This is a genomic window from Chloracidobacterium thermophilum B (genome assembly GCF_000226295.1).
Lineage (GTDB): Bacteria > Acidobacteriota > Blastocatellia > Chloracidobacteriales > Chloracidobacteriaceae > Chloracidobacterium > Chloracidobacterium thermophilum.
Genome location: NC_016025.1, coordinates 688,339 through 711,390 on the forward strand (window position 1 = coordinate 688,339; position 23,052 = coordinate 711,390).

14 protein-coding genes and 1 pseudogene are annotated in these 23,052 nt (G+C 61.9%); 3 read left to right on the plus strand and 12 right to left on the minus strand.

The genetic code is table 11. The annotated features are described in order from the left end of the window. Nucleotides 1-48: 48 nt before the first annotated feature. Together CABTHER_RS13955 and CABTHER_RS16255 are read right to left on the minus strand one after the other, a co-directional pair. Complete coding sequence (locus CABTHER_RS13955) at nucleotides 49-699, minus strand: hypothetical protein (protein WP_014101319.1); 651 nt, start codon at nucleotides 697-699, stop codon at nucleotides 49-51. Nucleotides 700-768: 69 nt separating this feature from the next. Further along, a complete protein-coding gene (locus CABTHER_RS16255; protein ID WP_081464963.1) occupies nucleotides 769-3,057 on the minus strand; it encodes an MFS transporter in 2,289 nt (762 codons plus the stop codon). A 125-nt stretch (nucleotides 3,058-3,182) separates the two neighbouring features. Here CABTHER_RS16255 and CABTHER_RS13965 point away from each other — a divergent pair, with 125 nt between their 5' ends. Continuing rightward, nucleotides 3,183-5,936 carry a cation-translocating P-type ATPase gene (locus CABTHER_RS13965; protein ID WP_014101321.1) on the plus strand — a complete coding sequence of 918 codons (2,754 nt, stop codon included), beginning with the start codon at nucleotides 3,183-3,185 and terminating at the stop codon, nucleotides 5,934-5,936. Nucleotides 5,937-6,174: 238 nt separating this feature from the next. On the opposite strand, the gene bchU is transcribed toward CABTHER_RS13965, so the two are convergent. The 10 genes and pseudogenes from bchU to hpnI form a co-directional block, all read right to left on the minus strand. Then, nucleotides 6,175-7,245, minus strand: coding sequence for a bacteriochlorophyllide d C-20 methyltransferase BchU (gene bchU / locus CABTHER_RS13970; protein ID WP_014101322.1), 1,071 nt, complete (start codon nucleotides 7,243-7,245; stop codon nucleotides 6,175-6,177). An 853-nt stretch (nucleotides 7,246-8,098) separates the two neighbouring features. Next, nucleotides 8,099-9,304 (minus strand): molybdopterin-synthase adenylyltransferase MoeB, encoded by a 1,206-nt coding sequence (gene moeB / locus CABTHER_RS13975; RefSeq protein WP_455423218.1) that lies wholly within the window; start codon nucleotides 9,302-9,304, stop codon nucleotides 8,099-8,101. Further along, nucleotides 9,290-9,550: pseudogene (locus tag CABTHER_RS17995) on the minus strand (MoaD/ThiS family protein); the annotation flags it as partial. The pseudogene CABTHER_RS17995 and the gene moeB, both read right to left, overlap by 15 nt. Before the next feature lie 6 nt (nucleotides 9,551-9,556). After that, nucleotides 9,557-9,982 (minus strand): Mov34/MPN/PAD-1 family protein, encoded by a 426-nt coding sequence (locus CABTHER_RS13980; protein ID WP_014101325.1) that lies wholly within the window; start codon nucleotides 9,980-9,982, stop codon nucleotides 9,557-9,559. Between the two features lie 3 nt (nucleotides 9,983-9,985). After that, nucleotides 9,986-10,924, minus strand: a complete 939-nt coding sequence (locus tag CABTHER_RS13985; RefSeq protein ID WP_014101326.1) for a PLP-dependent cysteine synthase family protein — start codon at nucleotides 10,922-10,924, stop codon at nucleotides 9,986-9,988. An 18-nt stretch (nucleotides 10,925-10,942) separates the two neighbouring features. Then, nucleotides 10,943-11,584: a peroxiredoxin gene (locus tag CABTHER_RS13990; protein WP_014101327.1), complete on the minus strand. Its 642-nt coding sequence runs from the start codon at nucleotides 11,582-11,584 to the stop codon at nucleotides 10,943-10,945. A gap of 190 nt (nucleotides 11,585-11,774) precedes the next feature. Next, complete coding sequence (locus CABTHER_RS13995; RefSeq protein ID WP_014101328.1) at nucleotides 11,775-12,734, minus strand: ribonuclease Z; 960 nt, start codon at nucleotides 12,732-12,734, stop codon at nucleotides 11,775-11,777. A gap of 82 nt (nucleotides 12,735-12,816) precedes the next feature. Next, nucleotides 12,817-16,503 carry a helix-hairpin-helix domain-containing protein gene (locus CABTHER_RS14000; protein WP_014101329.1) on the minus strand — a complete coding sequence of 1,229 codons (3,687 nt, stop codon included), beginning with the start codon at nucleotides 16,501-16,503 and terminating at the stop codon, nucleotides 12,817-12,819. Between the two features lie 68 nt (nucleotides 16,504-16,571). After that, nucleotides 16,572-18,473: an ArnT family glycosyltransferase gene (locus tag CABTHER_RS14005; protein ID WP_014101330.1), complete on the minus strand. Its 1,902-nt coding sequence runs from the start codon at nucleotides 18,471-18,473 to the stop codon at nucleotides 16,572-16,574. Continuing rightward, nucleotides 18,460-19,653, minus strand: coding sequence for a bacteriohopanetetrol glucosamine biosynthesis glycosyltransferase HpnI (gene hpnI / locus CABTHER_RS14010; protein WP_187288449.1), 1,194 nt, complete (start codon nucleotides 19,651-19,653; stop codon nucleotides 18,460-18,462). Before hpnI ends, CABTHER_RS14005 begins: the two co-directional genes overlap by 14 nt. A gap of 65 nt (nucleotides 19,654-19,718) precedes the next feature. Between hpnI and CABTHER_RS14015 the strand changes: the two genes are divergently transcribed. Further along, nucleotides 19,719-20,423, plus strand: coding sequence for a phosphorylase family protein (locus CABTHER_RS14015; protein ID WP_014101332.1), 705 nt, complete (start codon nucleotides 19,719-19,721; stop codon nucleotides 20,421-20,423). Nucleotides 20,424-20,445: 22 nt separating this feature from the next. Further along, on the plus strand, nucleotides 20,446-22,977 hold the full coding sequence (locus CABTHER_RS14020; protein WP_014101333.1) for a TonB-dependent receptor: 2,532 nt from the start codon (nucleotides 20,446-20,448) through the stop codon (nucleotides 22,975-22,977). Nucleotides 22,978-23,052 lie beyond the last annotated feature (75 nt).

The following is a 23,052-nucleotide window of genomic DNA, read 5'->3' on the forward strand; positions in this document are numbered from 1 at the left end:
CGGCGGGACGCGAACGGCGGCAAGCCCGCCGGCTCACCGCCGTGAACCTTACTTCGTCTTCACCAGTTCCAGTTTTTCGGTAAAGGAGCGGTCGCCGTAGTTGATGGTCAACTCGACCATGTTCTTCCTGGGCACAAGCGAAATCCGCATGGCGTCGCTCTGGGGTGCGCCGGGTGTGAATTCAATGGGGCGCGAAGCCACGATGGGACCATCGGGCGTCTCGGTAAAGACGTTGCCCGGCACGAGGAACGTTCCACCCTCGCCGCTGGGCTGGAAGCTCCGCACCTGCATCCCCATTTTGGGAGCAAGCCCCTTGGGCACGATGGTCAGAACATAGTCGCCCGGCTCAAATTCCCGACCGAAAAACTTGACGCGGGTCTTGAGGGTCAGATGGGCCACGGGCCAGGTCCGGGTGCTGTAGAACTGGTTGCCACCATTTTCAATGTAGCCAAAGGTCTGCGGCCCCCAAGGCAGATTCAGATAGCGAACCATCACCGCATCGGCCACGTTGCCGAGCCTGGCTGAGGTCGTCTGAATGGTCGTCGCCTTGCGGGGATCGTTTTCACCCATCCCCATCTGCCCTTGCCCCATCTCCGCCGGGGCAGCCGGCTGCGCCAGGGCGGCGGGCGGGAAGATTCCGGCAGAACTCAAGCCCAGCAGGGCCACCAGGGTCAACGCTCCGGTACGAACAACGGTCATTGGATTGCTTCCTCTCGGAATGGATTGAAGTTTTTTCGAGGTGTTTCATCAAACACCTCACACGCTTCCCTACGGTAGCATGAGTGCTTCCTGAATGAAGCCATCAATTGCCTCAATATAACGCTGCGGAGCGACCGGGTAGGCTTCCCCGTGGGCGGCCTCTTCGATGACGAGCCGGCGTTTTGCCGGATGCCGGGCCGCTTGGTACAGCGGTTCGAGCGTCGTTTCCACCGGCATGCGCCGGTCCTGGCGGCCACCAATGAACAGTACCGGCACGGTGAGCCGGTGCACAGCGCGTTCAACGTCAAAGTCACCAGGCGCAAATCCCATCCGCCAGGCGGTCGTGTAGGTCAAAACCGGCGCCAGCGGCCACCGGGGCAGCCCCAGGTAGCGTACGTCATTGGCCACCGCATCCTGAAATGACCGAAAGCTGCTGTCACTGATGACCGCCGCGACTTCCGGGGTTTCGGCCGCCGCCAGCAGACTCGCGGCAGCTCCCATTGAAACGCCCAACAACACAATGCGGTCGTAGGGCGCACGCTGGCGGACAAACTCCACAGCCGCCCGTACATCCCGCCGCTCGGTGTAGCCGACGGTCGAAAACTCGCCACGACTCCGCCCGTGGCGGCGTACGTCATAGAGCAACACCCCATAGCCCAACTTCCACAGGGCCACGCCGCGCTCCAGCGTTTCATACCGGGAGCGGAAAAGCCCGTGGGTGATGACAATCGTGACCGGATGGGTTCGGGCCGGCAGGTACCATCCCGTGAGTGGAATCCCGGCCGACTCGAAAGCCACATTCTCATACTGTGCACCGAGCGCCGCTGGTGTATCCGTGCGCCGGCGCTCATCCGGGCGCGTCCGCGCCTTGGTTACGGCGACACTCACCAGGTAGGGCAGTCCCAGGCCCAGGATGAGCACCCATACCATGACGCGCCGCAGCCCGAGCTGCCAGAGACGCGGCCGGGGCACGTCCCTGGAGACCCGTTCCACCTGTGGATCGTCGAGGCCGCGCAGGCAGGCCCAGGCCACGACCGTGACGCCAGCGCAGACGGCCGCCACGGCCAGAAAGCCACCGGCACGGTAGGCAACACCGGCCAGCGCCACCGTGGCCACAATGCCCAGTTGCGAGCAGCCATTGCGCAGGGCAATGAAAGCCGGGCGTTCGTGCGGGGCGACCAACTCGCTGGTGAGCGCCTGAAGGGGCGCTACGCGCACCGCCGCGCACAGTGCTGCAAACGCCACAGAGACGTAGAGGCCCCACGTCCAGGCAAAGGTAGGCACCAGCAGCAGCCCCAACGCCATCCAGCCACTGGCGAGAACAGCCACCCGCCGCTTGCCGTAGCGGTCGGCCAGTTTGCCGCCCACGGCCCCTCCGATGACCGCCCCAATCCCGGTGAGGCCAAACATCAGCCCGATGCGGAATTCGTCGGCGCGAAAGGCATCCGACAGCCACGTGCCCAGCAGGGCAGAAAAGGCGACGAGACCACCGGAAACGAAAGCCGCGCTGACGAGCGCCAGCCGGGTCGAACGGGAGCGGTTGGCCATCTGCCACAGGCTTCGCATGCCTCCGGCTTTTGGCGTCGGGTTGGGCGCAACCGGCAATGGTTCCGAAAGCGGAAACCGGAGCACCAGCGCCCCGGAAAAAGCCGTGGCCAGCGCCGCAAACCAGAAGGCGGCCGCCCAGCCGAAGCGTCCGACGAGAAAAGCGCCCAGCGGCACGCCAATGACCGGCGCCAGAAAGTAACTCACCGCCACGCCGCTCATCTGCACCCCACGGGCCGCATAGCTCGAAGTGTTGGCCAACGCGGCAATGGCCAGGGCGGAGACAAGACCGCCGGAAAAGCCAGCCATCATCCGCGCCAGATAAAACACCCACAGGTTGGGAGACAGGGCAGCCACGACGGATGCCACGATGGACAACAGCGCCGCCAGCGGCAGGCCGCGGATGGGATGCAACGTGCGGCCGGGCCCGACCAGCCAGAAGGCCGTTGCCGCATTGGCCAGCGAATATACGGCCGCACTCTGGGCTACGGCTGTTTTGGAAGCGCCAATTCCAGATGCAATGCTTGGGGCAATGGCCCCGATGAGCTGCGAATCCACGAGCGCCGCGAGCATCAGCAGGCACACGGCCCAGTAGGCCACGGTCTCACGGCTTCCGGGATGACTCATCAGCACCAGACTCCACAGGTGACAGTCGGCCGCAGCCGTCGGCAGGGTCTCTCTGCCATTGCGCGGCCCGGATGACGCGGGACGATACACCAACCGGCCGCCAGCCCGGAGCAACGCCCCGCCGGGTAGCCATCCGCCGGCAAAACACCTACGATAGATGCCCTGAATCGGCGTCTTACACCGCATTGCGCTGGCGCCGACCAACTTCCGCCCTTTCCCGTGGCGGACGGCGCCGGGTCAGAAGACCTACCCGATTTCATCCGGTTGCTCCTGGCGCGATGTTCTGATGTTCCAACCAAGGAGAATGCCTCATGCAGCGAGACGACTCGGCCGCCACCAATGCCCTGCCGCCCACTCCGTGGCATGCCCTTTCGGCACAAGACATCTACGCCCGCCTGCAAACGACTCCCGACGGTCTCACTCCCGACGACGTGGCGGCCCGCCAGCGCCAGTATGGACGGAACCTGCTCCCCACTAAGCCGCCGCCCAAGCTCTGGCTCGTCATTCTGCACCAATTCACGAATTCGCTCATTTACATTCTGCTCATTGCCGGACTGGTCGCCCTCGCCATCGGCGACTTCAAGGATGCCGCTTTCATTTTTGGCGTCGTCATCCTCAATGCCATCATTGGAACCTATCAGGAATGGCGGGCTGAACAAAACGCCTACGCCTTGCAGAGCCTGCTCGAAATCCGCTCGCGAGTCCGGCGGCGAGGCGAAGTGCTCACCGTTTCGGCCGAAGACCTCGTGCCGGGCGACATCGTGCTGTTTGAATCCGGTGACAAGGTGGCCGCTGACGTGCGTCTGGTTCAGGTGTCAAACCTGGGCGTGGATGAGGCACTGCTGACAGGCGAATCCATGCCGATCACCAAGTCCGTCGCACCGCTGGCTGAAACCACACCGGTCAGCGACCGGACGAACATGGTCTTTGCCGGCTCACTGGTCGTGACGGGGCGCGGTATGGGGGTCGTGGTCGAAACCGGCACCCGCACGGAAGTCGGCCGCATTGCCCAGTCGCTCATCGAGGTCGCCAGCGCCAAACCGCCGCTGCTCGTGCGCATGGAGCAGTTTTCCCATCAGGTCGGCATCATCATTCTGGCCTGCTCCTGTCTGCTCGGCGTGGTGTCGGTGTTGCAGGGTCTGCCTGTCCGGGAGGTGTTTCTCGTCATGGTTGGGCTGGCCGTGGCGGCTATTCCAGAGGGGCTGCCGGTGGCGCTCACCGTGGCGCTCTCCATTGCAACGGCGCGAATGGCCAACCGCAAGGTCATTGCGCGGCGCCTGGTGGCCGTGGAAAGTCTTGGGAGCTGCACGGTCATTGCCAGCGACAAGACCGGCACGCTGACCCTCAACGAGCAGACGGCGCAGGTGATCATCCTGCCGGACGGGCAACGCTTTGAAGCCACCGGTCAGGGCTACTGCGGGGAAGGTGAAGTCACGCTGGCTGATGGTCGTCCGCTGACCGACGCCCAACGCGAGGTATTGCGCCGCCTGGGACGGGCGGCCATTCTGTGCAATGAAGGGGCGCTGACACGCACTGCCGAGGGCTGGCGGCACAGTGGCGACGCCATGGACGTGGCCCTGCTGGCTCTGGGCCACAAACTCGGCCTGACACCCGAAACGGAACGGAAAAACCATCCGCTTCTGGAAGAAATCCCGTTTGAATCCGAACGGCGCTATGCGGCTGTTGCCTACCGCAGCGGAAACCAGACTCACGTCGCTGTCAAAGGTGCGGTGGAGGTCGTGGCCGGTTTTTGTCAGACCATGCTGACCGCCAACGGCGAACGCCCGCTGGACCTCAACCATGTGGTGCAGCAGTCCGACGCACTGGCGGCCGAAGGCTACCGCGTGCTGGCTATCGCCCACGGCACGGTAGCCCCGGCAGGCGATACACTGCCCGACCTGACGCAGGTCAAAGGACTCACCCTCGTTGGACTCGTGGGCTTCATTGACCCGCTGCGCCCGGAGGTCAAAGCCGCCGTTGCCCAGGCGCGGCGCGCCGGCGTCAAGGTGCTGATGATTACTGGCGATCATCCACTGACCGCGCTGGCCATTGCCCGTGACCTGGGACTGGCGCAAAGCAAGGAGGAGACCGTTGCCGGAAAGGAACTGGCCGGACTGACCGGCGAACAACTCCGGCAATGGCTCGATGCCCATCCGCAGGTGCGGGTGTTTGCCCGGGTTACGCCGGACCAGAAGCTGGCCATTGTGGATGCGCTCGTGGCACGTGGTGAAGTCGTCGCCGTGACTGGTGATGGCGTCAACGACGCTCCGGCGCTCAACCGGGCCAACATTGGCGTGGCGATGGGTTCCGGCACGGACGTGGCCAAGGAAGCAGCGCAGATCATCATCACCGACGACAACTTTGCCTCGATTGTGGCCGGCATCGAGGAAGGGCGTTACGCCTACGCCAACATCCGCAAAGTCACCTGGTTTCTCATTTCGACCGGCGCGGCTTCGCTCATTCTCATCGGCGGCACGGTCGCCCTGGCACTGCCTATGCCGCTGTCGGCCGTGCAGTGGTTGTGGCTCAACCTGGTGACGAACGGCATTCAGGATGTGGCGCTGGCATTCGAGGCCGGCGAGGAGGGTGCGATGCGGCAGCCGCCACGCGACCCGAAAGAGGGCATCTTCGACCGGCGCATGATCACCCACGTGCTGCTCGGCGGCATAACCATGGCCGTGCTGTGCTTTGGGCTGTGGGTGTACCTGATGAACAGCGGTGTGGAAGTCAACTCGGCGCGCAACATTCTGCTGGCATTCTTTGTGCTGATTCAGTTTTTCTACGTGCTTACCTGCCGGTCGGAAACGGCATCGGCCTTCAGCATTTCCTGGCGACGTAACCCGGTACTCATTGGCGGGGCGCTCACGGCGCTCAGCGTTCACATCCTTTCGATGAACTGGTCGGTGATGCAGTCGGTCCTGCGCCTTGAACCCTTGTCTCTGGACAAGTGGTTTGGACTGGCGGCACTGGCAACCATCGTGTTCATCGTGATGGAGACCTACAAACGCTGGCAGCGGATGAGTCAGGAGCGCACCCTGACCCAGGAAACCCCAACCACGGCCTGAATCCACCGAACACAATTGACGTGGGGGCAGGTTCCCAAACCTGCCCCTGCGCTAAACCTGCGGCAAACCGGCCCTGTTCCTGAACCTGCCCCACCGTGGTGCTCCATCATAAGGGCGACTTATGTATGTGGATGCATAGAGGCAGGTTATGTGGGAGCAGTCGTGTAGGGGCAGGTTTTGAACCTGTCCCTACACGGGTTAGGGCCATGGGTTGAGGCGGTTTGTGTATCGGCGCACATCACCCCTTGCGCGCCTGATAGAGCACATGACCGTGGCGCGCGACCTTCCGGGCGTCCACAAAGCCAAGCTGCCCGAACACATCGAAGTATTCATCCTGCCGCTTGAAGGTCATCATCGCTGGATCAACCCCCACGCTGGTCAGAAAGTGCGCCAGATAGTCGTAGTTGGCCAAGCCACGTTCGTCGCGCAGCAGCATGTCAGCCACGATGACGCGCCCACCCGACGGCAGCGCCGCCTGCGCTTTCCCCAGCAGCATGGCGCACACCTGGGCGTTGAAGGGATAGAGAATGCGGGCAAACAGTACGGCGTCGCAGGCCGGGTACGGATCGCGGTACATATCCAGGGCCACCGGCACAATGCGGTCAGACAATCCGTGCGCGGCCACGTTGTCCCGCACAATTTCCAGCGCCGACGGCAGGTTGACCAGCGTGATGCGTTCGATAGACGGAAACCGCTTGGCCAGAGCAATCGCAATGTCGCCATTGCCGCCGCCGACATCGAGCAGATGCGTGACGCCTTCGAGATCGGCTTCCTCCACGAGCAGGTTGCGGACGAAATGGTTGTTGCTGCGGTGGATTTCCTCGTAAAACGCGCTGTCTTCGCGGGTTCTGGGCGGCCAGGGCGTCAGCGCCGTGAAGTCCATCTCGCCCCGGATGACCTTGGCCAGATGCAGGTGATACCGCTCCATAATCGTGACGGCGTAGCGCACAAAAGGCTCCATGGTCAGGTTTTCGTTGGCCGGATTGGGCGGCAGGAAAAACTGGCGGGCAAAGGGCGTCAGCGCCAGCCGGCCTTCGGCATCCCTAGTGAGCAACTCCATTTCCACAAGCATGTCCGTAAACTTGACCAACCGGTTGAGACGGCTTCCGGTGGCGGTTGCCAGCGCCTCGACCGACTGGGGCTGCTCAGCCAGATGACCAAACAGACCAAGCTCATAGGCGGCCTTGAGGACGAACATATCCACCGTGCCACGGTAAGTCATATCGCACGCACGCAAATACTGCTCATAGAGCGCATCATCACGCACATCGGCCGGGTGTTCGGCGGCCGCTGGAACCGGACTTGACATAGGGAACTCCTTTGCCGGGCGACAGCCTGCCAGCCCGAAGATGATGGTGAGTGAAATCCTTATCCAACGTACAAAAACCGACGCTGATGCGCTATGTTGGTTTTGTAAGCTGGAACGTATAAGCGTGTTCCCCGCTCGAAACGTATCCAGAGGAGGGTCACTGCCATGACGGCCATTCTGCTTGCCTGCCTGTTCGTCCTGGGTGGTTATGCCGCGTTGTGGGGCATCATCAAGTTTGTCGTTGCCAACACCAAGGACATTGCTGCCAACTAGGCGACCAACCAACGGAAAATAAACGGCCAATAACGACACGGGAAAACCCGGTTCCCGCCGCTGGAAGGCAGCGCGTTGCCGGGGATACTTTTCGCACCCGCCCTGGGAGGTTGGCCTCCCAAGGCGGGTGCGTTTGTCTTTTGTTTCAGGATTTCAAGGCAGCACGTAGCACGCCATGTTTTGCCCGGATTACGGAAAGTACTGGTAGTGGCCCCATCACCCGCCAGGCAAACAGCACATCTTCCAGACTTGCGCAGACATGCGCTGGTGCCAATGTTGTGAACGATGAGCGTGTCACCCGCAACCTCATCCACAGCCAGCCCAAACCACCGGCGACAGCGGACGTTCCAAAGTCGCTGGCGTGCCCGCCTGCCCCCCTACGGGTTGCCAGACTTCGGGACAGCAGGCAACAGCCCACAGCACCAGAATGACCGGAAGGGCAACCGGCCTGGCTTGTGCCCCTCACACCGGAACGTCCTGCCTCCCAGCAGCCTGCGCTGACCAGCACTTTCGGCAGGAAACCGGTGCTGATGCCACCTGAGTGGGCATCCCATACGCACTGGGACAACTGTGGTGTGGTTCAGTATTTTGGCACGCTGGGGTCAACGTCATTCGACCAGGCCGTGATACCGCCGGCCAAGTTGATGAGTTCCCCCGGAAAACCTGCATTTTTCAGTGCCTGGATGGCGCGGGCGCTGCGTCCACCCATCTTGCAGTGGACAATCGTCGTGCGTGTTGGGTCAATCTCATCCCGGCGGGCGACGATTTCCCCCAACGGAATGAGCTTGCTGTTTGGCAGGCGGGCAATTTCGTACTCGTGCGGCTCGCGGACATCAATGATCTGCAAGTCTTCACCCAGATCGAGACGGCGTTTGAGTTCCACCGCAGTGATTTCTTCCATGGCCGGTTTCTCCGTCGAAGCTGGCGGCTTGAGACCGCAAAATTGCTCGTAGTCAATAAGTTCCCGAATCGTCGGGTGGTCGCTGCACAGCGCGCACTGCGGATGTTTGCGCAGTTTGAGTTCACGGAATTTCATCCGCCAGGCGTCAAAGAGCAGCAGCCGCCCCAGCAGCACGCCTTCAGCGCCGAGAATCAGCTTGATGGTTTCATTGGCCTGAATGGCACCGACAATGCCCGGCAGCACACCCAACACCCCCCCTTCAGCGCAGGACGGCACGAGTCCGGGCGGCGGCGGTTCAGGATACAGGCAGCGGTAGCACGGGCCACGCGATCCCCAGAAGACACTCGCCTGCCCCTCGAAGCGGAAAATCGAACCATAGACGTTGGGCTTGTCGAGCAGCACGCAGGCGTCATTGACCAGGTAGCGGGTGGGAAAGTTGTCCGTGCCGTCCACGACGATGTCGTACTCGCGGATGATGTCCAGTGCGTTGCGGCTCGTCAGGCGGGTTTCGTGGATTTCGAGTTTGACGTTGGGATTGATGTCCTGAAGCCGGTCGCGCGCCGAAGCCACCTTCGGACGGCCGATGTCCTTCGTGCCGTGAATGATCTGCCGTTGCAGGTTCGAGGCATCCACCACGTCAAAATCCACAATGCCCAGCGTCCCGACCCCGGCCGCCGCCAGATACATCCCCAACGGCGCGCCCAGCCCTCCCGTCCCCACCATCAGAACGCGCGCCTGCTTGAGCTTGCGCTGGCCTTCCAACCCGACTTCGGGCAGGATGAGATGGCGCCCATAGCGGGTGTATTCCTCCGGGGTCAGTTCAGGCAGCGGACGCCCGGCCGTATCACCATCCGGTGCGCCCCCGGCAATCGAAGGCACAATCATCAGCGTGTCGCCGTCCTGCACCGGCGTGTCCGCCCCCTGGAGCGCGCGGATGTCCTCATCGCCCACGTAAACGTTGACAAAGCTGCGTACGGCACCCTGCTCGTCAAAGAGGTGCTTTTTGAGTTCGGGATGCGCGTTGCCCAGCGCCAGCAGGGCCTCGCCAGCTGTTGCGGCCGTCACTTCAATCTCCGCTTTGCCACCGGCAAAGCCACGTAACGCCGTTGGTATCAACACAGTGACAGGCATGGTATGTCATCCTTTCACGATGGACTCAGGGTTGAAGCGGCTGCGGTCAGCTTCCAGTTCCCAGGACTGCACCTCCCCGGCGCGTCCCTGCGCCACCGACACGATGACATAGGAATACATCGGCAGGGCATGGTCAAGGTCATAACCCGATGGGACGGCCGGGTGATCGGGATGCGAGTGATAAAAGCCGATGATGTCGAGCTGGCGGCTGCGCGCATAGCGTTCGCCACGCATGAGTTCCTGTGGCGTGATGAGAAAGCGGTTGCGCTTGGCGCTCTCCTCCCGCGCATTGGAAATCGGCATCACCTCCACCGTCGTTTTGCGGCCATCGGCAGCAAAAGTGCCGAGCAGCAGACCACAGCATTCGTAAGGGTAATCGGCTTCGCCATGGGCGCGGATGGCCGCTTCCTGTTCGGTCGTCAGCACCAGCATCGTCTAGGGGTGTTTTCCTTCCGGGGGTTTTTCCTGCCAGATGTCCTCGCTCATGTAGCGCGTTCCCGAATCACACAACACCGTCACCACCACGGAGCCGGGCGGGAGCGTTTGGGCCAGATTGAGTGCGGCCACGACGTTGGCTCCGGCGCTTACGCCGACGAACAAACCCTCTTCGCGCGCCAGCCGGCGCATCATGGCCTGGGCAGCTTCCGTACCAACCTCGACGTTGGCATCCGCCAGGTGGGGGTCATAAATCCCCGGTACGAGCGCCGTCGCCATGTGCTTCATCCCTTCCAGTCCATGCAGCGGCGAGTCCGGCTGCATGGAGATGCACTGAACCGATGGATTGAGTTCCTTGAGTCGGCGTGATGTGCCGATGAATGTCCCCGACGTGCCCAACCCGGCAATGAAATGCGTGATACGGCCCCCGGTCTGCGCCCAAATCTCGTTGGCCGTGGTCTGGTAGTGCGCCTGCCAGTTGGCATCGTTGTTGTACTGGTCGGGGTAGAAATACCGGTCCGGGTACTCGGCGGCGAGCTGCCTGGCCAGGCGCTGGGCACCGTCCGTGGCCTCCAGTGGATTGGTTTCGATGATCTCCGCGCCGTAGATGCGCAGCATTTTCTTGCGTTCGAGGCTGGCATTTTTGGGCAGGCACAACGTGACGGCGTAACCCAGGGATGCGCCGAGCATGGCGTAAGCAATGCCAGTGTTGCCGCTGGTCGCATCCAGAATCGTCTTGCCGGGATAAAGCGCCCCGCGCCGTTCCCCGTCCCGGATCATGTTGAGCGCGGCCCGGTCTTTGACCGAACCGCCAGGGTTGAGATGTTCCGCTTTGGCGTAAACTTCCACCCCTTCCGGCAGGCCGGCGGTGACGCGCCGCAGCCGGATGAGCGGCGTGTTACCGATCGCTGCCGCCAGGGTTCCGGGTGATTCAGCCACGTTGCCTGCTCCCTGCCCTCAGACCGCTTTTTTCGAGAGATACCAGTCTATGACCTCATATTCACCGGACTGCACCCGCGCGGCGGCATCGGCCACGGTCTGGGGTGGCGGGACGACGACCTTATCGCCCGGCCGCCAGTTGGCCGGCATCGAGCAGGCGTTGGCGTCAGCCGTCTGCAGGGCCTCCAGCGCCCGGAGGATTTCATCTATGTTCCGTCCCAGATTCATCGGGTAGTAAATGATGGCCCGGACAATGCCTTTGTCATCAATGATGAAGACGGCCCGCACCGTCGCCGTCTCCGATGCGCCGGGATGAATCAGCCCATACTTCTGGGCGACTTTCATATCCAGGTCGGCAATGACCGGAAACGTGATCCTGACGCCAAAGTGACGCTCGATGTCGCGTACCCAGGCAATGTGCGCCGGGACGGAATCCACCGACAGCCCGATGAGCTGCGCCTGCCGCTGCTCGAAGTCGGCGGCCCGCTCAGCAAAGGCGACAAACTCCGTCGTGCAGACCGGGGTGAAGTCGGCCGGATGTGAAAACAGCACGACCCACTTGCCCTTGTAATCCGAAAGTCGAATGACCCCATGCGTGGACTTGGCTTCAAAGTCGGGCGCGGGATCGTTGATGCGCGGGAGTGAAATGGCCGTTTCCATGGTTGATCACCTCTGTTCAGGTTGCGGGTTGGCGTGTCTGACCGTCAATAAAACGGAGATTTTGTAAACGATACCGGAAATCGGGTCAACTCACAGCCGCACCATCGCCTCGTTGAAACCGCCCGGACGCAGACAAACCCGGCTGTGACAACAGGTACAGGTCAGAGCTGTGAGGCTGTTGTTGTGGTCATCAACTTCTCTGCCGAACCACGTTTGCCACGCCGGAGCGTGCCGGACGGGCGGTGTGGCGCAGTGGAACGGTCATGCCATCTGACAGGGCGATGACGTTGGGGTGCACGGCTGCGGCTTCCTGTACAAAGCCGTCTGTCTGCCGGTAGCGCCGCGAAAAATGCGTGAGAACGAGCAACCCTGCTCCGGCTTCGCGGGCTACCGTCGCTGCCTGGCGGGCCGTCATGTGGCCGTAGCGTTCGGCTTCGGCCGCTTCACTTTCCAGAAAGGTCGCCTCACACAACAAGGTGTCCACTCCCGCTGCCAGGGCAAGGGCACCGGCACAGGGTCGGCTGTCCATCACGAACGCAAACGAGCCGCCACGTTTGGCACGCCCCACTTCAGCCACCTGAAGGCGATGCCCGTTCGGCAGGTCAAGGAAGCCCTGCCGCTTGAGCTGCCCTACCACCGGGCCGCGTAACCCCAGCGCCTCCAGCTTTTCCGGCAGCAGCGTCACTGTGTCCGGCTCCACCAGACGATAGCCCCAGCTTTCAACCGTATGGTCGAGCGGCTGTGCCTCGATGCGAAAGCGCGCCGTCTCACAGATGACGCCGGGGGCATCAACCGGATGCTCCCGAATGACGGCCGTCTCCGTGAAAATGGACGCCCGGCGCAGGCGCTGGATGTATTCCGCCCCCGATGCCGGGTAGTACAAATCCACGGGATGCGCCACACCATCGAGTGAAAGGCGCTGGATGACGCCCGGCAGCCCCAGACAGTGATCGCCGTGCAGGTGCGTCAGAAAGATGGCCGTGATGTCAGCGGCCGCCACGCCAAAGTGCGTCATCTGGCGCTGCGTGCCCTCGCCGGGGTCAAACAGCAACCCGGCGTCGTCCCACCGGACGAAATAGGCGTTGTGGTTGCGCTCGCGGGTGGGCACCTGGCTGGAAGTGCCCAGGGCAATCAGGAGACGGTCTGACACGGCACCTCCATCCTTTCACAGCCATCAGCGGCGCGCCGTGCCGCCACAGCTTCAGGCGCCGCCGCAGCCGACCGGAAAACCTTCAGGCGGCCTGCTTGGCCAGCCTGGCCAGATAGTCTTCGAGCTTCTGAATGCGCACATCGTAGATGGACTGCTGTACCGACTCGATCAGGTCGTACTCTTCCTTGATGCACAGCAGGATGAACAGCCCCCAGAGCATACGCTGCCGGTCCTGTTGGAGACTCTCGATGCGGGCTTCCAGCTCAGCTTTCTTGGTACGGCGGTGTTCTTCGGTCAGGGCTTCAATCTCCAGGTGCAACTCGCGCAGAAGACTCAGCTTGACATCAAACATGCTGTAAAACCGCTCGCGGTAGGCTTCATCGTCGTGGCGGTAGTAGATGTGCCGGTACTGGTAAAACTTCATGAACACATCCTCGCCCTGCCGCTTGGAAAGCCCCGTCACCGCCGCGATCTCATCCGGCGAACTCTGCATGAACTTGTCGAAGGTGGACAGCCCCGCCAGGATGATACGGTTCATCAGCTTTTCGTTGATTTCTGGAATCTGCTTGAGAATGAACTTGACGATGAGCACTTCCTTCTTGCTGTTGAGGTCTGACGCCGACAAATCGAGCGCAAACGTCCGGGGCAACATCTGTGCCAGCCGTTCGTAACTCGCCTGCACCTGCTGAAGCGCCGCTTCGGTGAAATATGCCTGGTCGGGAACGCTTTTCTGCGACTGAAGCGCCTGCTGCATGTCTTTCAGAGCCGCACAGATTTTCTGGTAGCCCATCTTTTCGGCCGAACCGTAGAGCAGGTTGACCGATGGCTCGACCATTTCAATCCATTCCAGCGAAGTCCGGCGTTTGATCTTCTGGTTGAGCTGGATTTCACGCATGAAGTCCTTGAGCGGTTTGACGTAGGCCACGGCAATGTTGTCGTAGAGTTCCATCAGCATGGACTCTTCGTGTTCGGTCAGTCCGCTGTCAATCGTGGCGCTGCCCCCGCTCAGGCCCTGTGCAGTGAGTACGGCGTCGAGGTTCTCGAACAGGTCATCCACCGAGGACTCATCAAACAGGGCTTCCGCCGCATCATCGAAGGCATCGTTGATGAGCTGGATGTTTTCGAGTTTCTGGAGCGTTGTGGATTCGGCAACCGCCGCCGGCGCGACCGGTGTGACCTCGGTCGGGACCTGGAAGGTAAAGCCCATGTAGTCGAGCAGGGCCTTTTTGTCTCCGGCCTGCTTGGTTTTCAGGTACTGGTTGACGAGTTCCAGCGCCCGGTCGCACGCATCAATCATGGCGGCAACCAGAAACCGGCGCTCGTCATAGGCGGCTTTGAAGTAGTTGCCCAGCGTCGCAAAGGTAAGCTGAAGCACCTCGTCCGGCGTGGCCCGGGCCGTTTCGGCGCAGATTTCAACCACCGCCTTGTACGGCGCAAACAACAGGGGCTTGCGCCGGATACGCTTCAGATTCTCATCAAGCATCTTCAGGCCATCCGCCAGCGCAGCAGCGTCCGTGCCAACCCGCAACGCATCCACGGCGACGTAGTTCTGCCGGATGAGATAGAAAAGCTGTTTGTAAAGGTCGTACTTGCCCAGCTTTGTGCGCTGCTGAAGCGTTTCGATGTTGGCCGGCTCGGCCAGCGCGTCCCACACCATCCGGCACGTTTTGGGATCGGGGCTGTCCTTGAGGTTGAGCAGCGCCTCATGGATCGAACGCCGGGTAAATGAGGAATCCGGCTTGATGGCCGTGTTCGAGATTTGCTTCAGCTCGCTGCGCTGCAACAACGCCTCGTGCAGCAGTAGCGGGGTGTCGAGCGTGATGTTCTGGCTGGCCGGTGGTGTTTTGGTGTCGAAATACGCCAGCGCAATTTCACGCGGATCGAGCATGAACAGCCAGTAGAAGGCGTTATCCGATTCGAGAAAGCAGGCCGGCACAGAAGCATGCACGACGCGCCCCAGCGACCAATCCACCCGACACTCGGTGTTGTCCGTCAGTGTGATGTGGAAGTGCCCGGTCAGACCGGCTTCCCAGGCATAGACAAAAGCCTCCGGCAGGTGCTTCTGCACAAGAAGCCGGTTGAGCGTCCGGTCCACAGCCATCGGCAGCGGGGCGGGCGTTGCCGTGTCAAGCAGATGTTTGGCCGCAACGTGCAGGGCGTTGCGTGGCGTCAGTGACGACACAATTTCCTGGCACAGTTCGCGCACCTCGTCCGTGTACTGATAGGCCAGGCAGCGCAGGATGCGCGTCGCCGCCTCCGTATTGCCCAGGAAGGCGAACGAACGGCGGAGTTTGGTCAGTTCGGCGCGCACCCGTCCGATGAGAAAACTGATCGTCGGCGGGGAAAGCAGGGTTTGGGCAAAACGTTCGACGTACTCTTCGCTCCAATGCTTGAGGGCGTGGTCGAGCGAAACCTCCATGGACAGGGGATCATCCAGCGCGATCAAAGCCATGGCAATTTTGTCGGCGATGTCGCGCGACACTGGATCGTCCAGGCGCTTGAATTCCGCCAGCTTGGCGCGCAGGCATTCGCCCGCCGCCTCTCCGCCGATAAAACTCAGTGTGGCAATACATTGGCTGTTGACCTGCCGTACGGTGCGCGGGTGGAAATGCTGCCCGACAAGCACCACGGCCCGGGCCCGTTCGGCGGGCTTGGGCGAAACGATGCGCCCCAGAAGGAAAATCAGGTTACGGATGTAGTACCAGGGCGTTTCGGGCCGACAGTGCTCAAGCTGGTGCAACAGCATGGGGTAAATCCGTTCCCCATTGGCTTCCAGCACACTGAGCAACACCCGCCGCATGCGCCGGTCGGGTTCCTCGAAAAGCTGCTGGAAGAGCTTTTCCGGGTCCCAGACAGCAAACCTGGTGAGAATATCGCCCACCAGCAACCGGGAAAGCTTCGAGGCGCAGTATTCGTCTATCTTGCGGCTGCTGAACAGACTTCCCTTGCTTTGCAGGCGCTGGCTTTTCTCGATGGAAAAGTCCCGGGCCCGGGCCAGTTCCACCACCAGGTCCATCATCTGACAGGACTGCGGCAGGAAGTCGTCATTGAAGAAGGCCACGGCCAAATCCACCGACTGCGCCAGGTAATCCTCCAGATTGAAGCGCCGTTTGGTTTCGTATTCCGCCTCCTTGTCGGCTTCGTTGGCGGCGATGATTTCCTGGCGCACCCGCTTGTCCGTGACCAGGCCCACGACCTCGCCCATCAGACTGCTGACTTTGCCTTGGTACGACAGCACATCGGCGCTGGTTTGTTCATCGGCAAACTCAAAGCGCCGGTCAGCCGACAGCACGTTGTGGGTGACGTTGCGGTAGATGTTCTCGTTGAAGGCCTCTTCCTGAACCGGTACTTCCATGCGCTTTTCGAGCGCATACATTGCCCGTTCCCGCATTTCCCCAATCGGGCGGATCTGCTGCCAGGGATACTGGGCTAACAATGCCTGAAGATGGGGGCGGTAGGCCGGCGGACAAAACTCCAGCAGGTGCTCCTCGAAGCGCGGAAAGAACCGATACACCTGGTCAAAGCGGACGACGCGGTAAAAAAAGATGTCGAAGACCTTGTTGCGCGCCGCCAGGACAATCTCCAGCGGATTGCTGCCCGGCTGCTGCTGGGCCATTTTTGCTGCCCAGTCGAGCACCAACCAGCTTACGGTACGGATGTCGCTCTGTAACACCGTCACCAGGGAGGCCGCGACCAGGGCCGGTGCGCGCTGCCCTGCCAGAAACCCCCTGAAATCCTCAATGGCTGGCTGCAAAGCTTCGTCTGTCATACTTCACCGGACGGCATCCGCGTGCCACACATCACGTCGCCTGAGCGTTACCGAAAAAAGGGTTGTTTTCATTGAACAATCGCACAGCTTGGGACAGGGCCCAGGTAGCCTAGCACCTTCGGCTGGTTTTTGTACGCTGGTGAAGCCAGGTTTTGCTGTACTTTGGGCTGATTGCACAGCAAAAACTTTCCACCACTGGACGCTATCGTATGCAAAGCCGTCGCTCCAACCAACGTTTCAATGCGGGGCAGGTGAACATCCTCGACGAGCAGGTACACCCGCTCCGCCCCGCGCCACAGAGCAACAAAGCCTTCATCGTCGAGAAACACCTGCGGCGCGCCGGGAGCATAGGAGCCGTATTCAAGATTCGTCACCCGTCCGTTGAGCAGCCAGGCGTGGCGCAGGTCGGCGTAAAAGAAAACCGATGAGAAGGCATAGTATTGATTGTCCACCACCACCTGCCCCGGCTGATGCTGCCGGGCCGCAATGAGCGCCTGGGCCAGCGGATAAGACCCCAGGTAGGGGTCAAAGGTGACCATGGCAAGGCGGGCGGCCACGAGAAGCAGAGTCAGCATGACCGTCACCGGCAACCAGACCCAACCGGCCCGGACCAGGGCCACGCCCACAGCTCCGGTGAGAAAGGCCGCCGTCGCCAGCGCCAGCGGCGGCCGCAGGTAGGCAAATGACTGAAGCGTAAGGTCGCCCAGGTGGCCGAGCGACAGGGTGTACACGGCATAGACATCCGTGCTTTTGGCCAGCGCCTGGGCAATGTCGCCAGGGGTCGGCGTCTGCCAGTTGAGGACGATGAGCGCGCCGGCCGCCAGCGCCGCCAGCGCCGCCAGACTACCGGTCAGCCAGCGCGCAACCGACTGGAAGCGTCCGTCATGAGTCAGCACCACGCCAAGCAGCACGGCTACCGCCGGGTAAATCGGCAGTGAGTAGTATTCCTGCGTGGTCGAAAACGAAAAAAACAGCATGACGAAGCCGATCCAGAGGACGGCCAGCAGGGTCATGCGGCTGGCGCGGTCGTCCGGTCGGCGCGTCAACCGCAGCCGCGCCACGCCGGGCAGAAACAGGCTCCAGGGAAAGAACCAGATAAGGTGTGAACACCAAAACCACAGGCGCGGCACAGTGTTGTAATCCCGTGGGTAGCGGCGGCCCAGAAAGCGCAGCACATGCTCGTTGAAGACGAAAAACCAGAAAAACCCACGGTACTTGCCCGGCTCACTGGTCAGGGCCACGTCAAACCAAGGCGGGTTGGCCACCGTGGCCGCAATGAACCAGGGCGACGTCAGTCCCAGAACGAGAAGTCCCAATGTCACCGGCGGAAGGCGCTGCCAGAAGTCCCGCTGCCGCCACTGTCCGGTACAGACCGCGTATAGCCCCATGGCTGCCAGTGGAAACACCAGCCCAATGAAGCCCTTGAACAGAAACCCGGCCGCCAGACACACGGCCAGCAGCACAGCCCAGCGCCGGGGATGGCGTTCAGCGGGGTCGAGCGCCCGCAAAAAGGACCACATGGCCAGGGCCAGGCTCAGGGTCAGGAGCACGTCGGCAATGAGAATGCGGGTGAAGAGAAACAGCCCGATGCTCGTGGCCAGTACGAGGCCGGCGTGGAAACCGGCGCGCGCGCCAAACGCCCAGACGCCCATGCGGAAGGTGAGCCAGCACAGCGCTACCGCGCCCAGCCCAATGGGAAGCCGGGCAGCCCAGTCCGACACGCCAAATATCCAGAACGAAAGCGCGATGAGCCAGTACTTGAGAGGCGGCTTTTCCAGGTAAGCAATGCCGTTGAGCCGGGGCGTCACCCAGTCACCGGTTGCCAGCATCGTGCGGGCAATCTGCGCCTGGGCTGCATCCACGTCATCCATCAGATGTGGTGGAGCGAAACAGGCACTCAGAAACACGATGGACGCCACAGCCAGCACCACCAGCTCGTCGCGCCACACCGGACGTTCACTTGGCAGCACGCATTTCTCCCATCACAGCCGGCCGCGACAGCGGCTCGAACCGGCCGCCATCGCACAGCACGTAACGCTCGCCACGCCACTCAATTGTTTTGCCCAGAAAACCGCCTATCCAGGACACCCAACTCAGTACGTCCTGAAGCGGAATCAGCCACAGGTGATGCTTCACTGCCGGGTCGTTCAGACGCCAGGCCAGCACCAGAGCCAAACTCCCCCGGAGCACGCAACCGGCGATCAGCGTCGCCAGATTGAGCGGCCACGGGGCCACGGCCGTAAACAGCAGCGTCCAGACCAGTCCGTAGGTGAAGCCCTGCCCGATATAGCCCGCCGGACGCGAAAACCGACTGCTCCGGTTCCAGCGCAGGCGATGTCTGAAGCTCGTCAGAAAGCCCTGCGCCGTGGCGAGATGCTCGACGACCTGGGGCAACAGGAGCACTTTCCAGCCAGCGCGCGCCGCCCACGCGCCCAGCACAAAGTCATCGGCCAGGTAATCTTTCATGGCGGCAAAGCCACCGATGGACGTAAGGCAACTCCGCCGGACGGCCATCGAAGGGCCCAGGGCAAACTTCATCCCCTCCAGCCGTTCGGCGACAACCACCCCGGCCATAAACTCGGTTGTCATGCCCAGGGCTTCGAGCCGGGACCACAGATCGCCGCCAGCGACGCCACGGTAGGGATGGGTCACAACACCGACCTCGCGTTCGGCAAAGGCCAGGGCAATGCTGTCGAGATAGTCGGGCGCCACTTTGGTGTCGCTGTCCGTCACCACCAGCAGGTCGTAAGCGGCGGCTTTAGCCAGAGCTTCAAGGCTGAACACTTTGGCGTTGGCGTAGGGCGGCTCGCCTGTCACGAGCAGTTGGGCGCGCACCCCCGGAAAACGGGCGCGCAGGCGACGGACGACCTCCACGGCCGGGTCGTCGTGCGTACGGACGGCAAAAAGCAGTTCATACCGTGGGTACTTCAACTGAAAAAAGCTGCCCAGGCAGGTTTCAAGCCCGGTTTCAGCACCGCGTAGGGGCTTGAGCAACGACACCGGCGGTTGCCGCTTCCCGGAGAGCCGTTTCCGGGCCAGCCGGTGACAGGGAAACGTGGCCGCCGACCATAAAGCCAGAAGCATGTAAGCCAGTCCTCCCGCCGCGGCCAAACCCAACACCGCTTGCAATCCAAGGCGAAACCAGGACACGGGCACTCCCTCACCAGACATCAGGACAGCCAACGCACAAAGCTTTAGGTTATAATCAGCGGCTTATGCTGAAACAAGCCCAACCGCAGCCACCAACTTTGTTGTTGTTCGTCGCCACACCAGGCGAGCAGCGGGCCGTCCAGGGCGCAGCGCCGGGGGCCGTGCAGGTTGTGTGTACCGGCATCGGGCCGGCAAATGCGGCCTGTGCCGCTCAGCGCGCGTTGACGGCACTGCCGCCGGCATGTCGTCCGCTGGTGGCCGTGTTTGGCATTGGCGGGGCGCTGTCGCCAGCGCTGGCCGTTGGGGATGTCGTGCTGGGCGTTCACACCCGATTGGTGGAAGGCGACCCGTTGCCCGGCTGCCCTGCCACGCTTGCCCGCACTGCTGCCCGGCTCACGGCGGCCGGCTTCACAGTGCATCAGGGCGACCATCTGACCACGCCCCAGGTCGTTTGTCATGCGGCAGAAAAACGCCGGCTTCACGCGCAAACGACGGCGCTGGTTGTGGATATGGAAAGCCATGCCATTGCCCGGGCCGCCCAGCGTTCTGAACTCCCGTTGTTGCTGGTGCGGATCATCAGCGATGATGCGCAGCAGGATTTGCCCAATCTCAACGCCGGACTCGACCCGAACTATGCGCTCCGCCCATTGGAGATGTCTGCCACCCTGCTGTTCCATCCGCTTGCCGCAGCGCGTTTTCTCCGCCATCTGCGCCAGGCGCTGCTGAAACTTCGCCAGGTGGCCGACGTTTGTTTGACGGATTTATCCTGAAAGGCGTTCCTGAAGCGCTGTTATGCACACACGATATTTTGGCTTCATCATTGCGCTGTGGCTGGGGTTGTTTGCCAGCAGCCTGTACGGACAACAGACGAGCATGGTCGTCTTCACCATCACGGACGCCAGTTCCCAGAAGCCTCTGTCCGGCGCCACCATCACCCTTGCCCCCAAGGACGCGGCACCCGGCGCACGCGCCCTCACCCGGACGACGGATGCCGCTGGAAAAGCGACCTTTGCCGACGTGCCCGGCGGAACCTACACCCTGAACATCGAAGCTGCCGGCTACGACACCCTGACCGACGACAACTACGTGGTTGAACCGGGGGTTCTTGCCGAGCAGCCGATTGGCCTGAGCCTGACCGGTGGCGAAATCGTGGAGATTCGCGGCGACGCCGAACGGCCGCTGGTCGAACAGGGAAGTGCTTCGACCGACCGGATTACACCGGCCGAAGTGCGCATCCTGCCGGCGCGGGGACGCGACATCCTCACCTCGTTTCCGCCTGTGCCGAACGTCATCCGCTCCAACGACGGGCGCACCAGCATCAAGGGCGCACGGGAAGACCAGAGCGCGGTGCTCGTCAACGGCAACATCAGCAATGACCCGGCGACGGGAACATTTCAGGTCGAGATTCCGCTTGAAGCCGTCCAGCAGGCCGAGGTGTTCACCAACCCCTACCTGCCGGAGTTTGGCAAATTCACCGGCGGCGTCACCCGCATCGAGACCCGGCCGGGCAGCAACAAATGGACCTTTGGCATCAACGATTTCTTCCCCGAACCGCGCTTTCGGAGCGGCCAGTTGTTTGGTTTTGCCAATGTCTCGCCCCGGGTGAATGTCTCCGGACCCATCGTCCGTGACCAAGCCTTCTTCGCCCAGGCGTTTGAAGTCATTGTGGACAAGGCCGTGGTGCGTGGGCTGCCCAATCCCGATAACGAAGTCCGCAAGTATTCCTTCCGCAGCTTCAGCCAGTTTGATGTGTTTTTGACGGACCGCCAGACCCTGACGACGACGGTCAATGTCGCCCGGCGGCTGGTACGCAACGTCGGACTGGACTTCTTCAACCCCGTACCGGTGTCGCCCAACCAGCGGACGACCGACCTGGCCCTGGCGGCAACGCACCGCTACGCCACCGGGGCCGGTTCGACGCTCGAAACGCACTTCAACTACAAGCGGATTGGCGTCGAAACCTTTGGCAAGGGCGAAGACACCATGGTGATCACACCCGTCGGGCGGCTGGGCCGTTTCTACACGGCGACCGACCGCACGACGGAACGCTACCAATTGCAGTTCTCCAACACCATGGCGGCGTTCGAGGCCATGGGCTGGCACCGCATCAAGTTTGGCTTCGATGTCAACGCCATGCGCAACCGGGGGGAGATGACCAGCCGCCCGGTTGAACTGCGCCGCACGAACGGTCTTCTGCTGCAACGCATCACCTATGCCAACCGGGGCGATCTGCGCGCCGACAACATCGAAGTTTCCGGCTATGCGCAGGATCAGTGGCTCATCCGCCCCAATCTGCAACTCGATTTCGGGCTGCGCATCGAGACCCAGCAGGCCGCCACGAGCATCAACCCGGCCCCGCGCATTGCCCTGTCCTATTCACCACGGGGCACGGATGATACCGTGCTGCGGGCCGGTTTCGGGCTGTTTTACGACAAACTCCCCCTCAACGCCCTGGCCTTTCGGAGCATGCCGCGGCCGATTGTCGCCACCTTCAACCCGGACGGCAGTCTGCGCGAGCCGGTGCGCGCCTTCATCTATGACCTGGCGCGCGACCCGACGAACGATCCCGGCCGGGGCGGCGACTTCCGCATTCCCTTCAACCGGACGCTTCGGGTGGAATTTGCGCAGCGCATCACGAAGCACGTCCTGACCAAGCTGGCCTACCTCGACAGCCGGACGTTCAATGATTTGTTCGTCGAACCCATCCTCCTCCCGACGGACGGCATTATCCGGCTGTTCAACACCGGGCGGGCTACCTACCGGGCCTTTGAGGCCACGACCGACATCCGCTTCACACGCGACCACACGCTTACGGTTTCCTACGTCCGCAGCAAGACGCGGGCGCAGCTCAACGACTTCATCAGCTACTTTGGCGACATTCCCAATCCGGTCATTCGTCGCGATCAGTTCGGCAATGCCGCGATTGACGCACCCAACCGCTTTTTTGCCCGTGGGGTGTTTGCCCTGCCGTGGAAGGTCAAGCTGGCACCCATTTTCGAGTGGCGGGACGGCTTCCCGTTCAGCGTCACCGACGAAAATCAGAACTTCATCGGGCAGCGCAATGCGGACAACACCCGTTTCCCGCGTTTTGTGGCGCTTGATCTGGCTGTGACCAAAACCTTCAAGGTGCCGGAATGGCTCAAGCCGACGCTTTTTGGCAAAAAGGCTGGCGTCGAATCGGCCAGCTTTACGGTCAGCATTTTCAACGTGACCAATCACTTCAATCCGCGCAACGTGTTTGCCAACACGGGCGCGCCCCAGTTCGGCACCTTTTTTGCCGTTTACCGGCGCTTCTACCGGCTTGATTTCAACGTCAACTTCTAGCCCTAATCAAGGCTTCTGAAGGTGAAGCAGCATCCGTACGGAAGCTAGGTGCAGTAAACTGCAGGCTGATTCCCG

Bases quoted from the DNA above. Each gene is read 5' to 3' on its own strand.
- moeB (WP_455423218.1), bottom strand. From the start codon at position 9,304: ATGATTGTGCCTTCGATTGCCGGGGGCGCACCGGATGGTGATACGGCC.
- CABTHER_RS14020 (WP_014101333.1), top strand. From the start codon at position 20,446: ATGCACACACGATATTTTGGCTTCATCATTGCGCTGTGGCTGGGGTTG.
- CABTHER_RS13965 (WP_014101321.1), top strand. From the start codon at position 3,183: ATGCAGCGAGACGACTCGGCCGCCACCAATGCCCTGCCGCCCACTCCG.
- CABTHER_RS16255 (WP_081464963.1), bottom strand. From the start codon at position 3,057: ATGCGGTGTAAGACGCCGATTCAGGGCATCTATCGTAGGTGTTTTGCC.
- CABTHER_RS14000 (WP_014101329.1), bottom strand. From the start codon at position 16,503: ATGACAGACGAAGCTTTGCAGCCAGCCATTGAGGATTTCAGGGGGTTT.
- CABTHER_RS13990 (WP_014101327.1), bottom strand. From the start codon at position 11,584: ATGGAAACGGCCATTTCACTCCCGCGCATCAACGATCCCGCGCCCGAC.
- CABTHER_RS13980 (WP_014101325.1), bottom strand. From the start codon at position 9,982: ATGCTGGTGCTGACGACCGAACAGGAAGCGGCCATCCGCGCCCATGGC.
- bchU (WP_014101322.1), bottom strand. From the start codon at position 7,245: ATGTCAAGTCCGGTTCCAGCGGCCGCCGAACACCCGGCCGATGTGCGT.
- CABTHER_RS14015 (WP_014101332.1), top strand. From the start codon at position 19,719: ATGCTGAAACAAGCCCAACCGCAGCCACCAACTTTGTTGTTGTTCGTC.
- CABTHER_RS13955 (WP_014101319.1), bottom strand. From the start codon at position 699: ATGACCGTTGTTCGTACCGGAGCGTTGACCCTGGTGGCCCTGCTGGGC.